The organism is Frankia sp. AgKG'84/4 (genome assembly GCF_023242965.2).
Taxonomy (GTDB): Bacteria; Actinomycetota; Actinomycetes; order Frankiales; family Frankiaceae; genus Frankia.
Map to the genome: position 1 here is coordinate 1 of NZ_JALKFU020000105.1, position 12,520 is coordinate 12,520.

A 12,520-nucleotide genomic window follows, 5' to 3' on the forward strand; every position below is an offset into this window, starting at 1 on the left:
GACCAGCGCCGCGCCGAGGCCGGCGAGGGCGAGGCGCCGTTCCCGGCGGGCTGCGCCGTGCGGCATGTGTCCTGGGGCTCGGGCCAGGTGGTGCGCGCCGAGGACGACCGGATCACCGTGCTCTTCGACGACGTCGGGTACCGCACGTTGTCCGTGGCCGCCGTGCGCGAGCGGCATCTGCTCGACCAGGTGTAGCCCGGTCGGGCCGCCGCGCCGTCACCGTCACCAACGGGCCCGTACCTATCGGTGTCCCGCCCCGAGGTCCGATATGAGGTCCGGAGCGACATATTCAATGATGTCGCTATCCGGAAACCGTTCTGGGTCGCGCGGGTGACCCGAACAGGGGGCACGTGCGCGGCCGAGCAGGGAGGACCATGGCCGCGGAAGCGGATTTGAAGTTGAGCACCGCGCTGGTCACCGGAGCGTCGTCGGGCATCGGCGCGGCGTTCGCCGAGGCGTACGCGGCGCGGGGTGCCCGGCTGGTACTCGTCGCGCCGGCCGAGCCGAGGCTGCGCCAGGTCGCCGACGGCCTGCGCGCGCGCCACGGCGTCGACGTGTACACCGTCGCCGTCGACCTGGCCGAGGAAAGCGGCCCCGACCAGCTTGCCAAGGCGGTCGCGGAGATCGGCCTGGAGATCGACATCGTGGTCAACAACGCCGGGTTCGGTACCCGCGGCGCCTACCACGAGCTGTCCGCGGACCAGGATCACCGTGAGGTCATGCTGAATGCCGTGGCGGTCGAGCGGGTCGCCCACCTGTTCCTGCCCGCGATGGTCGCCCGGGGCAGCGGCACACTGATCAACACGTCGTCGACGTCGGGCTTCCAGGGTGTCCCGTACATGGCCGTGTACGGCGCCACGAAGGCGTTCGTGCTGTCCCTGTCGATCGCCCTGTGGGCCGAGTGCCGCCCGCACGGGGTGCGGGTACTGGCCCTGTGCCCGGGGCCGACCGACACCGACTTCTTCCGGGTGCTCGGCTCGCGGATGTCCGCGGGCGGGCGGCTGCGCACCACCGACGAGGTCGTCGGGGCGGCCTTCCGGGCTCTCGACCGCGGCCAGGCGTATGTCATCGACGGCCGGCTGAACTTCCTGACGTCCAACGCCTCGCGGTTCCTGCCGCGCGGCCTCGTCGCGAAGATCACCGAGCGGACACTGCGGTCCGGTTCACTGACCGGCCCGGGTCACACCCCCTCGTCCGGTGGCCGGTTCGGCGGCCGTTCCGGTGGCCGGTTCGGACTACGCCGGGCCGCCTGAACGGTCTAACCCCTACCTGGCACGGCCGGCCTACCCTCCCGGCCGTGCCTGGGTGCCCCGGTGACCGGATGCGGCGTGGGCCGATCCGGTCAGGTCACGCCCACACTGGCCGGGCCCGCCGGAGCGAGATCGCCGATCTCGGCGACCAGTTCGAGCGATCGGACGCGGTCGGCCGGCCGCTGCGTGTTGGTGACGACCATGAGTTCGTCCGCGCCGGTCTCGTCGAGCAGCGCGTCGAGGCCCGCCCGCACCGTCAGCGGCGAACCGACGATGTGCGAGGCCGTGATGTTCTCCGCCGCCGCCCGTTCCTGCGGCGTCCACGGATGGTCGGCGGCCTCCTGCGGCGACGGGAACGTGCCCGGCCGGCCCCCCCGCAGCCGCAGCATCGCCAGCCGCACGGGCGCCTGCAGCCACTGCGCCTGATCGTCGTCCTCGGCGCAGATCACGGCGGCGGCGACGATCGCGTACGGCCGTTCCCGCCCCGGCGAGGGCTGGAACGCCCGGCGGTACAGCTCCAGCGCCGGGACGGTGTTCGCCGCGCTGAAATGGTGGGCGAACGCGAACGGAAGGCCGAGCATGCCGGCGACCTGGGCGCTGTAGCCGCTGGACCCGAGCAACCACAGCGGCGGCGTCGGCGCCTGCGGAAACGCGGCCACGCCGTGCATCGGATGCTCCGCCTCGAACGCGCCGCCGGACAGGAAGGTCGTGAGTTCGGCCAGCCGGTCGGTGAAGTCGTCGACGGCGAGCGAACCGGCGGTGCGCCGCAGCGCCCGCGCGGTCGCCGGATCGGTGCCCGGGGCCCGCCCAATGCCCAGATCGATGCGGCCCGGGAACAGGACGCCGAGCGTCCCGAACTGCTCGGCGACGGCGAGCGGCGCGTGGTTGGGCAGCATCACCCCGCCGGAACCCACCCGGATCGTGCTGGTCGCGGCGGCGACCTGGCCGATGAGCAGCGCCGTCGCCGTGCTCGCGATGCCCGGCATGCCGTGGTGCTCCGCCAGCCAGTACCGGGTGTATCCGAGCTGCTCGGCGCGCCTGGCCAGCTCCAGCGACCCGCGGATCGCCTCGGCGGGGGTCACTGCGCTGCCGACGGGCACCAGGTCGAGCACGGACAGCGGGACGCAACGAGTCGGGCTCACGACCGGGCGCAACGCGAGACCGGCGGCGTCTCTTCCCGTCGGCGGCCCTGCGGCCGGGCCCGTGTCAGCTGCCCACCGTCTCGATGTAGTCCTCGGCGACCTCGTCCAGCGGGTCGGCCGGGTGGCCGAGCGCGCGGCGCACCCGCCGACGGCCGACGAGCAGCAGGTCGAGCAGGAAATCCGGCACCGGAGCCTGCTCGCAGCGGTGATAGCCCATGGTGAACCAGGTGTGGGCGTCCTGCAGCAGCTCAACGGCCTCCAGGCTCTCCGCGACCGCCTCGTACACACCCGGGTCTGTCGAGCGCGACGCCTTCAGCTCCGCCCGCAGCGCCGCGGCCTGCGCCGACTTCCCGTCGCGCAGCAACCCGTCGTGCAGCCAGACCCGCGGATCCACCTCGCAGGTACCGCCGTCCTCGACGGCCACCCGGTAGCAGCGGACCGCCTCGGCCCAGTCCTGCGCGAGCCCGAACTGGCTGCCCGCGTCGACCATCAGCGAGGCCCGGGTCACCGACTCACCGTGGTTCTCGGTCCGCGCCGCGAGCTCCTCGAGCGTCGCCGCCGCCCCTCGATGGTCGCCGCTGCCGGCCGCCCGGAACACGATCTCGTCCACGTCGTCGTCGGTAAGCATGCGCCACATTCTCACCGCCTGCCCCCCGATGTCCGCGCACACCCCGCGGGCCCCCGGTCCACCTGGCATAACGGCCGCCAGCATGGCCAGCCTTTCCCGGGGGCGAGAACGGCTCCTGGTTGGTCGGGACGCAGGTCGGTGGCCCTCGTCCAGCTCGACGAGCCCCTCGGTGCACGGCCGGTCGTCGATCTCGGGATCCCGGATCCGGACGGCAGCGGGAGGGCCTACCGTGCCTGGCAAGCCGCGCGGGGCCGATCGTCGGGCTGGAGCGCTCGTCGGCGGGGCGAACGCGACGGGAACGGACGGGTCGTGGGACCCGGATCGGGTAGGGAGTTGATCGGTGCCCGGTGCCTGGTCCGGCCCCGGTGGTGGGCGACGGAGGTGCGGATGACGGCGGCCGAGGACGCGGGCGACGGGAGGACGCCGGCGGCGTACGGCAAGGCCGGCGACGCCGGCAGGGCCGGGGGCGCCGAGGTGGCGGGGCCGGTGGCGTTTGTGCTGGGCGGCGGGGGGATTCTCGGGGCCAGTGAGGTCGGGATGCTCGCCGCGCTGTTCGACGCGGGGATCCTGCCGGATCTGGTCGTCGGGACGTCGGTGGGGGCAATCAACGGGGCCGCGGTGGCGGCGGAGCCGTCGGCGGCCACGATCGACCGGTTGACCGACCTGTGGTCGAAGCTGAGCGTCACCGATGTGTTCGCAGGGGGCCCGGCGCAGCGGCTGGCCACCGTGGTCCGCCACGGTCATCTGCATTCCAACGGGCCACTGCGGATGCTCCTGAACACCCATCTGCCGCCAGTCCCGATAGAGGACCTGGCCATCCGGTTCCAGTGCGTCGCGGCCAGCATCGAGCGGGCGGCGGCGCACTGGTTCGCCAGCGGGCCGCTGGTCGACGCGGTGCTGGCGTCCTGCGCCGTGCCGGCGCTGCTGCCGCCGGTGCGCATCGGCGACGAGCATTTCATCGACGGCGGCATCGTCGACAGCAACCCGGTCGGACGGGCCGTGGAACTCGGCGCCCACACCGTCTACGTGCTGCACGTCGGGCGGATCGAGCGGCCGCTGCGGCCGCCGCGCTGGCCGTGGGAGGCTGGTCTGGTCGCCTTCGAGATCGCCCGGCGCCGCGGGTTCACCGAGGCGATGGCCCGGCTGCCCGCGGGTGTCGCCGTGCACGTCCTGCCGGTCGGTGATCGGGGCGCGCCGCTGGTCCCGCTGCGCTACCGCTCGACCGGTGGGCTGCTCCGGCGCATCCAGGCGGCCCGCAAGGCCACGGCTGACTACCTGGACACCGCGACCGACGGTCCGGTCCACCGCGTCGACGTCGGCTGAGAAGGGTGGGGATGCATGGGCGTTCCACCGAAGGCGGTGCGACGGCTGCTGGTCGACCCGCTGTTCGTGCCGGTGGCGGCGGTGCTGGCGGTGGTGGCGCTCGCCATGGCCGTGCTCGGCCTGCTCACCGCTCCGCTGGACCGTCGCCTGCGGGTTTCCAGGGCGGCGATGCTCGCCGCGGACTACCTGGCCGCCGAGGTGGTGGTGCTGCTCGCCGCCTTCGGTCTCTGGCTGGTGCGGCCGCTGCTCGGGCGGCGGCGCTACGAGGCCGCGCATGTCTGGCTGCTGCGCCGCGTCCTCACGTTCCTGCTGGGCGCTGCCCGGGTGTGGCTCCGGTTCCGGCTGGAGATCCTCGAACCACCCCCGGAGCCCGCGAAGGCGGACGCCGACGACGACGCCGAGGTGGGGCCGGACGCCGGCCCGTCACGGGTGCTGGTGCTCAGCCGCCATGCCGGGCCGGGGGACTCGTTCGTCCTGATCCACCTGTTGCTCACCCGCTACGGGCTGGTGCCGCGGGTGGTGCTCATCGATCGTCTCCAGCTCGATCCGGCGATCGACGTCCTGCTCGGCCGGCTCGGCGCCTGCTTCCTGCGCAACGACGGCTCGGACGACACCGCCACCCGGCGGATCGGTGCGCTGGCCCGTGGGCTGGGTGACGCGGAGGCGTTGGTGATCTTCCCGGAGGGGGCGAACTTCACGCCGTCGCGGCGGCGCCGGCTGATCGCCCGGCTGCGGGCGCGCGGTCAGTGGGACCGGGCCGCGGTCGCCGAGGACTTCGACGCCGTCCTGCCGCCGCGGCCGGCGGGGGTGCTCGCCGCGCTCGCCGCCGGCACGATCACTGCCACGATGGTCGTCGCGCACGCCGGTCTCGACGAGTTCAGCGCCCCCGGTGAGGTCTGGCGGGCGATGCCGCTGGCCACCCCGCTGCTGCTGCGCTGGTGGCGGGTGCCGATGGCGCAGATTCCCGCCTCCGACGCGGGCCGCCGCCAGTGGCTGACCATGCACTGGGCCATCGTCAACGCCTGGATCGGCCTGCGCCACGACGGGGACGACGCCCCCGACACGCCGGCGGCCGAGGACGCCTCGACGGCCGACGTGCCCGCCGCCGACGGCCCCGGGAGCGGGCCGCCGACGATCCGACCGGCCCTCAGGAGCGACGGGCCATCTTGATGGTCTTCTCGAGCTGGTCGCGGTCCACCTCGGCGACGCGGCCGTTCGTCGGGACCGTCGGGATGTGGCCGCCACCGAGCACGAGGTCGGTGGTGTGCCGCAGGCCCATGTCCTTCTGCTCGACGTCGAGGATGGCCTCCTCGACCCGGTAGAGCTTCTCGATCTTGGAGACCTTCGCCTCCACCTGGGCGGCGACGATGCGCAGCCGGCGCTCGGCCTTGGCCAGGCGCCGTTCGAGGCGGCGGTCGAAGAAGTTCGGTAGTGGCTCGTCGCGCTCCGTCGGGTCGTGCAGGTACAGCTCGACGGCGACGGCGACCAGCGGGATCAGCGCCTGGAAGAGGATCACCGCCCCGCCGGTCGTCGTACCGGCCGTGCCCTGGCTACGCACGAGCACCCCGGCGATCGACAGCAGCAGGAAGATCGCTGCTGTCAGGCCCAGCGCCAGCGCCGACGAGCGTGACTCGACGAGCTGTTCCCGGACGTCGGGGTCGATCCGCAGCCGCCCGTCGTCGGCGTCGACGAGCATCTGCTTCTGGGCGCCGGCCAGGATCGACGCCTTGATCCCGTGCGCGAGCGCCACCCCGGCGATGAACACCGCGACGCCGAGCAGGCCGCCGAGCCACCATTCGGGGCCGTAGCCGCCGACGTCGGCGAGCACCGCGTACGACTGGGCGAAGACGTAGAAGTCCAGGGCCGCGAGCACCGTCAGGACCGCGGTGCGCGCCGGTCCGGCGAGGTCCATCTGCGGGATGCGTTCCTGCACGCCGACGGTGCGCCACAGCCGGCCCTGTTCGACCTTGTTCTTCACCAGTTCCGTGCGCCGCTCCCGGCGTTCCGCCCGGGAGTCGATCTGCAGCCGGAGTTCGGCGATCAGTTCCTCGAGTGTCCGGCCGTCGGCGCGGACCGAGGCCCGGACATCCTGGACCTCCGCGTCCTCAAGGCTTTTGAGTACTTTCGGGCGGGTCTCCGCCCCCGCGAGCGCGACGTCGGCGTCTCCCACCCGGCGGATGAGCTGCTTGGCCAGACGTCCCGGCTGGTTTCCCCTGCGCAGCACCGTTTCAGGCTCCTACTTTCCGGTGTCGGGCGGTCGGTCAGTCGATGGGGCGGGCGAAGGTGCCGCCGACGAAGCAGAGCATCGCGCAGACGATGCCGAGCACCGACGCGACCATCGCCTCGCGGGCGCCCTGCGCCTCGTCGCCGGAGAACACCATGGTCAGCACCAGGGTGCCGACACCGACGATGGCGCCGACCACACCGAGCATGAACCGGCGCTGAATCGTCTCCCGCGGCGGCAGCTGCGACAGGGCGTCGATCGGGGCGATGCGCCCGGCACGGGCCTGGTTGCCGACGCGGCGCCGGATGTCGCGCAGGCGGAAGGTGTTGCCCGCGATGAAGAAGCTGACCGCCGTGACGATCATCGAACCGGTCACGGAGACCCGGGCGAACGAGGTCGACAGGGTCAGCCAGACCCACGTCTCCAGAACCGCCAGCAGGACGAGGCAGGTGATGATGACGACGGTCGAGCGCATCAGCGCCGGACTGAAATGTTGTTCTTCGGGTTCGTGCAGGAGGCCCACGGGTCGACTCCTCGGCTTGGGGCCCAGCCGGGCCGCCGCGGTCGGCGGCTCAGCGGCTGGATAGGTGTTGCGCGGGCCGCGACGGATGCGGACGGCATGCTCCGGGCTGTCGGGCGCCGCGGGGTGTGGCGCGGGTGATGGGTAGGCCGAGTCGGTCTGGGCTGACATGTCGGGTGTGGTCGAGGTGGGTGCGGTCGGGCCGGCGGGGCCGGTCGGGCCGGCGACGCCGGTCGGGCCGGCGACGCCGGTCAGGGCGCTAGCCGCAGTCACTGCTGATCCGCCGGCACAGCTCGCCCTTGAGGTAACGGGCGAGGTCCTGCTGCGGCCGGTCCGCCGCACTCTCGTTCACGCCGAGGAACCGGACCTTGTCGTTTCCGACGGAGGTGATCTGCCCGGTGGAGAAGCAGCGCTTGACCAGGGCTTCGGCGATCGCGGGGGAAGCCTTCTTCCCATCGACGTCGAGGCAGTCGGAGTCCTGGCCGGTGCCCAGCAGGTCGGTCCAGACGAGCACGGTCACATCGGTGACCTTCGCGCCGGGTGTGGACCGCACGGCGTCGACCTCGTCGTTGATCCCGGCGAGCAGGCCGGTGACGCTGCCGGTCGAGGTGACCCGCTCGGACTGCACGACGTGATTGATCTCGGTGCCGAGGGCCTTCGACGCGGCTTCCCGGTCCTTCTCCGCCCGGCGGCTGTTGTTCCGCTTGATCTGGAACATCCTGTCGCCGTGGAAGCAGTCCGAGTACGTCGTGGGCCCGCCGCCGCTGGCGACCAGCTTGACGTAGGCGCCGTCGGCCAGCGCCGTGTCCAGGTAGGGCTGCACGCGGGTGGCCACCCGCTGGGCCGTCGTCGCCGAGTTGTCGGACACGTCGAACAGCATCAGCAGCAGCGGCGCGCCCGAGCTGGGCGTGTCCTCCTGGTACTGGGCGCAGTCGAGCGGTCCGGACGCCTTGGCCTTGCCGCCCAGCAGCCCGCCGGTGTCGCAGGCCGCCAGCAGCGGTGTCGCGAGCAGCAGCGACGCCGCCCCCAGCACGGCGAGGCGGGCCCGGGCCCGGGCCCGGGCGATCAGCACGTGGCACCTCATCGCAGCACGATCTCCACTCGGCGTCGGCTCGCGTCGGCGACGTCGTCCTGGGCGCCCTGCTCGCCCCTGCCCTCGACGTCCAGCACGGAGCTGGGAATGTCCTGCGTCGCCAGCCATGCCTCGACGGCCTTCGCCCGCTGGAGCGACAGCTTCTGGTTGTCCTCGGCGCGCCCGAGGCCGTCGCTGTACCCGATCACCGAGATCGGCCCGGGGTGCTCCCGGATCGCCGGCAGGATCTGGGTGAGGGCGGTGACCGCCGCCGGCAGCAGGGTGCTGCTGTTCGACTCGAACAGGTAGTCGGCGCTGACCGTCGACACCTGGCTGCCGTCCGGTTGGGTGACGAACTTGCTCAGCGGCGGCAGTGGGTCGGCGGAGACGTCCGGGGCCATCCGGGTCGCGTGCGGCGCCGGCGTGAACGCGGCGGCGCTGGCCGACGTCGAGCAGCCGGCCGCGAGGCAGAGCGCCGCGGCGAGCGCCACGGCCGCGCACGCACGAACCCCCGAATTGCCGCGCCTGAACGTGGCATCTCCGAGTGTGGAGTGAGTGTGTTCCACGGTGTGCCCCCAACGGCGAATGCGGGGCCAACCATAACGGGGGTGATATGGGCACTTCCGCGCACCCTAGGGTGTTGTGTGCATAGTGGGGCAGGCTGGTGCGCCGTTGCGTGACCTGTCCATCGTCAGGCGGCGGCCGGCGGTCGGCCCGTCACGAAGATCGACGTGGACGGCACGTACTCGCCGCGACGCGGACCCCACTGGCCCCACGTCTGCTCGAGGCCGTCGGGCCACTCCGGCTCGATGATGTCGTGCAGGATCAGCCCCGCCGCGACGATCTCGCGGACCCGGTCGCCGATCGTCCGGTGGGTCTCGGTGTAGATCGCCTGGCCCTGCTCGTCGTGCTCGGTGTAGGCGCGCCGGTCGAAGTAGCTGTGGTAGACCCGCAGCCCGTTCTCGTCCGGATCATCCGGCAGGCACCAGACGAACGGATGCGTGGTCGAGAACACCCAGCGCCCGCCGGGCCGCAGCACCCGGGCGACCTCCCGCATCAGCGCGCCGCTGTCGGCGACGAACGGCACCGCGCCGAACGCCGAGCAGGCGATGTCCACGCTCTCGTCGGCGAACGGCAGGGCCACGGCGTCGGCCTGCACGAGGGGGACGTCGATGCCGGTCCGGGCGGCGTAGGCGCGGGCCTGCGCGAGCTGGCCGCTGGACAGGTCGAACCCGATCACCCGGGCGCCCTGCCCGCGCAGCCACCGGGAACACTGGGCGCCGCCGCAGCCGACCTCGAGGACGGTGCGCCCGGCCACCTCGCCGAGCAGGTGCACGTCGGACTCGCGCAGCCCCTCCGGGCTCCAGCAGAAGTCGCTGTCGCCGAGGAACTCCCCGTGCTCCGCCTGGTAGTCGGCGGCCGCGCCATCCCAGTAGACGCGGCTGGCCCGGCGCGCCGTGTCGGCGTCGACATCGAGATAGCCGAAGGCCGGCGCGGCGGCGTCGTCCGTGGCCTGGGCGGAGTCGGCGGCGGCCAGGCCGTCGATCATGCCGGCATGTCCGGCGTCTTCTGGACTCTCCACGATGTTGCATGCTGGCATCCCCCGCCGCGCCGGGTGACGGTGCCCCCACGGTGGCGGGTCGGCGGATCAGGTCACGGTGTGGCTGACGGCCGCGCCGATCACCGCGCGGTCCTCCGCGATGGTGATCGGGGTATAGACGACGGTGCCGGTGGCGTCGCGGTCGACGAGCCGGCCGCGCCGGCTCTCCCCGACGAGTCGGGCCCGGCCCTCCAGCGACCCGGCGCCGACCTCGTGGTCCGCCGGGCCGAACGGCCCCGTCCCGACCAGGCCGGACTGCGCGGGGCTGTCCGTCGCGTAGATGCGCACAACCGTGCCCGGTACCGTCGTCCACCGCAGCAGGGAGCCGCCGAGCGTGGATCGTGCCTCGAGGTCGAGCACCGGCCGGGGCCGGGCCACGACCCGGACGACGACCTCCGCGGCCTCCGGTGGGGACAGCGCGTCCGACCCGTCCGCGCCGGCGACCCATACCCGGTAGCGGTAGACCGCGCCCGGCGCGGTCTCGGCGTCGACGAAGTGACCGCCCTCGCCGCGGAAACGGCGCTTGGCGCCCGACAGCCCCGACGCCTCGGCGAACCGTCGCTCGATCAGGACCTCGTCGTGACCCGGCATCGGCCGCCAGGACAGCTCGACGGCGTCCCCGGCCTCCGTGGCCGCCGACATCGACGCCCGCAACGCGGTCACCAGCGGCGTCAGGGTCCGCGGCGCGGTCCGCGCCGGCGCCGAGCGCAGCCGGCCGGAGCGCCCGGCGAGGACGGCCACGACCTCGTGCCAGTGCGGGACGCCACGGGGAACGCCGGCGTCGAACAGCTCGGTGCCGCTGGTGATCCCCAGGCTTCGCTCTCGGCGGCCGTCCGGGGCGGCCGGGTCCGCCAGCACCCGGCAGACCCGGTAGGACACCCCCGCGGTCGGCGACGGCTCCCAGCTCAGGAGCACCGCGCCGTCCTGCTCACTCGCCGTCACCTCGCCCGGGGCCGCCGGGGTGGCCTCCGCCTCACCGGCCGAGTCCGCCTCACCGGCCGAGTCGGCGGCCGGGTCAGGCTGCCCGGCCGGGTCCGGGAGGGATGCGGGCTGCTCCGGGAAGTTGACCGGCGGGCGCCCGGGCGGCGCCTGGCGAGCGGTGCGGGGCGCGTACTGGGTGACGTCTCCGTCGCTGTAGCGGGCGTCGTCGTCCAGGCCCGCGCCGCCGCGACCCGGGCCCGCCGGGGCGGTAGCGGCCACCCGCTCCAGCAGCTCGCGGGCCCGCCGCGGGGTGATCCGCACGGCCGGGTCCTTCTCCAGCAGGCCGTCAAGCACCTCGGCGAGTTCCCCGGCCCGCGTGGTCGGCGCGGGCGGGTACAGCACGATCGCGGCGAGCATCGCGCCGAAACTGTCCCGCTCGAACGGCGGACGCCCCTCGACGGCGAAGTAGAGCGTGCCGCCGAGGCTGAACAGGTCCGCCTCGAAGGTCGCCGGCTCGTTGTTGAGCCGCTCCGGCGCCATGTACAGCGGAGTTCCCAGCACGCCGGTCACGGTGAGCGTGGGATCGCCGTCGCCGGTGGCGATGCCGAAGTCGGTGAGGACGACCCGGCCGTCCGTCGCGATCAGCACGTTCGACGGCTTGACGTCCCGGTGCACGATGCCATGCCCGCGGGCGGCGACGAGGGCGTCGAGGATCGCCAGGCCGGCCCGGGCGACCTCCGGGACGGGCATCGGTCCGTCGTCGCGGACGAGTTCGAACAGGGATCGGGACGGCACGAGCTCCATCACGATCCACGGCAGGTCGTTCTCCAGGACGACGTCGAGGATCGTGACGACGTGCGGGTGGCTGCGCAGCTTCGCGGCGTGCCGGGCCTCCCGCATCGCCCGCTCGACCCGGTCGGCCCGCTCGGGACCGGCGACGCCGCCGGCGAACTCGATCTCCTTCAGGGCGGCCTCGGTCTCGAGCACGGTGTCGAACGCCCGCCACACCGTGCCCATCGCACCCGCGCCCAGCCGCCCGACAAGCCGATACCGGCCTGCCACCATGCGGTTGCCCACCGGACCGGCAGCCACGACACCCCCTCGGCTAGGTATTGTCGCAGGCCAGCTTTCCCGGCGAACCGGATTGTCTGGACCTGCCTGGGCGCGACCCGGCACGACCGTCATCGGTGGCGCTCCTGCGCAGACCGTTCGCCGTGCTCCGTCCCGCCCCGCACTGTCCACCTCGTACCGTTCGCCCGTGCGGCCCACCCGCATGGTGCACCTTCGTCTGCGCGCCCCTCCCGCCCGCCCCGCCCGCCCCGCCTGTCCCGCCTCGCGTGGCTCGGCTCGACGTGCGCCGCCGCCCCGCCGGGGTGGCGGTGGGGCGGCGGTGGGGTGGTGGGGTCAGGGCATCGGGTAGGCCGCGGTCTGCGGGGCGTCGACATTGGTCAGCGCGGGGTCGTCCTGGTCGGCTGTCGTCGCCGGGCGGGCGGAAGCACGCGAACGGTCGCCGCACATCGCGAAGGCGAACGCGGTGGCGACGAGCAGGGAGCCGGCGACGGAGGGCAGCACCCGGTCGGGCCCGTCGATGCCTGCCGCCCGGGCGAGCAGCGCGCCGCCGCCGGCCCCGGCGAAGGCGGCCAGGACGGTGACGGCGAGCCCGGCCGTGCGGTCGCTGAGGAACAGCATCTGCGCGCAGAGCGTGCCCACGAAGACGGCTGCCACGGCGGCGGTCGCCGGCGGGGCGTGCCCGGTGCCCCCGGCCCACACCCCGCCGGCCCCGAGCAGCCCGACCAGCACCAGGCCGACCATGGTCGGTCCTGCCGGGACCGACCCGACG

At 73.6% G+C, this 12,520-nt stretch carries 12 protein-coding genes and 1 pseudogene; 4 read left to right on the top strand and 9 right to left on the bottom strand.

Going from position 1 to position 12,520, the window contains the following annotated elements; genetic code table 11:
• Both MXD58_RS09520 and MXD58_RS09525 read left to right on the top strand, forming a co-directional pair.
• A partial coding sequence (locus MXD58_RS09520) for a DUF3553 domain-containing protein (RefSeq protein WP_250609208.1) occupies nucleotides 1-195 on the top strand: 195 nt, incomplete at its 5' end.
• A gap of 179 nt (nucleotides 196-374) precedes the next feature.
• Nucleotides 375-1,253, top strand: coding sequence for an SDR family NAD(P)-dependent oxidoreductase (locus tag MXD58_RS09525; RefSeq protein ID WP_248838812.1), 879 nt, complete (start codon nucleotides 375-377; stop codon nucleotides 1,251-1,253).
• A gap of 89 nt (nucleotides 1,254-1,342) precedes the next feature.
• On the opposite strand, the gene MXD58_RS09530 is transcribed toward MXD58_RS09525, so the two are convergent.
• Together MXD58_RS09530 and MXD58_RS09535 are read right to left on the bottom strand one after the other, a co-directional pair.
• Complete coding sequence (locus tag MXD58_RS09530) at nucleotides 1,343-2,392, bottom strand: LLM class flavin-dependent oxidoreductase (RefSeq protein ID WP_248838811.1); 1,050 nt, start codon at nucleotides 2,390-2,392, stop codon at nucleotides 1,343-1,345.
• Between the two features lie 64 nt (nucleotides 2,393-2,456).
• Nucleotides 2,457-3,020, bottom strand: coding sequence for a hypothetical protein (locus MXD58_RS09535; RefSeq protein ID WP_248838810.1), 564 nt, complete (start codon nucleotides 3,018-3,020; stop codon nucleotides 2,457-2,459).
• Between the two features lie 486 nt (nucleotides 3,021-3,506).
• Here MXD58_RS09535 and MXD58_RS09540 point away from each other — a divergent pair, with 486 nt between their 5' ends.
• Nucleotides 3,507-4,343, top strand: a complete 837-nt coding sequence (locus tag MXD58_RS09540; RefSeq protein ID WP_248838834.1) for a patatin-like phospholipase family protein — start codon at nucleotides 3,507-3,509, stop codon at nucleotides 4,341-4,343.
• Nucleotides 4,344-4,358: 15 nt separating this feature from the next.
• Nucleotides 4,359-5,513: a 1-acyl-sn-glycerol-3-phosphate acyltransferase gene (locus tag MXD58_RS09545; RefSeq protein WP_248838809.1), complete on the top strand. Its 1,155-nt coding sequence runs from the start codon at nucleotides 4,359-4,361 to the stop codon at nucleotides 5,511-5,513.
• Here MXD58_RS09545 and MXD58_RS09550 read toward each other — a convergent pair.
• The 7 genes and pseudogenes from MXD58_RS09550 to MXD58_RS09580 form a co-directional block, all read right to left on the bottom strand.
• Nucleotides 5,491-6,567 carry a hypothetical protein gene (locus MXD58_RS09550; RefSeq protein WP_248838808.1) on the bottom strand — a complete coding sequence of 359 codons (1,077 nt, stop codon included), beginning with the start codon at nucleotides 6,565-6,567 and terminating at the stop codon, nucleotides 5,491-5,493. The genes MXD58_RS09545 and MXD58_RS09550 overlap by 23 nt on opposite strands.
• A 37-nt stretch (nucleotides 6,568-6,604) precedes the next feature.
• The gene (locus MXD58_RS09555; RefSeq protein WP_248838807.1) at nucleotides 6,605-7,360 is read right to left on the bottom strand and encodes a hypothetical protein; all 756 of its coding nucleotides are present in this window, start codon (nucleotides 7,358-7,360) and stop codon (nucleotides 6,605-6,607) included.
• Complete coding sequence (locus MXD58_RS09560; RefSeq protein WP_250609209.1) at nucleotides 7,347-8,159, bottom strand: hypothetical protein; 813 nt, start codon at nucleotides 8,157-8,159, stop codon at nucleotides 7,347-7,349. Before MXD58_RS09560 ends, MXD58_RS09555 begins: the two co-directional genes overlap by 14 nt.
• Nucleotides 8,160-8,167: 8 nt before the next feature.
• Nucleotides 8,168-8,650 carry an OmpA family protein gene (locus tag MXD58_RS09565; protein WP_248838805.1) on the bottom strand — a complete coding sequence of 161 codons (483 nt, stop codon included), beginning with the start codon at nucleotides 8,648-8,650 and terminating at the stop codon, nucleotides 8,168-8,170.
• Between the two features lie 200 nt (nucleotides 8,651-8,850).
• Entirely contained in the window at nucleotides 8,851-9,708 is an 858-nt protein-coding gene (locus tag MXD58_RS09570; RefSeq protein ID WP_248838833.1) for a class I SAM-dependent methyltransferase, read from the bottom strand.
• A gap of 99 nt (nucleotides 9,709-9,807) precedes the next feature.
• Complete coding sequence (locus tag MXD58_RS09575; RefSeq protein WP_250609210.1) at nucleotides 9,808-11,772, bottom strand: protein kinase domain-containing protein; 1,965 nt, start codon at nucleotides 11,770-11,772, stop codon at nucleotides 9,808-9,810.
• Nucleotides 11,773-12,084: 312 nt separating this feature from the next.
• A pseudogene (locus MXD58_RS09580) lies at nucleotides 12,085-12,520 on the bottom strand (serine/threonine-protein kinase); the annotation flags it as partial.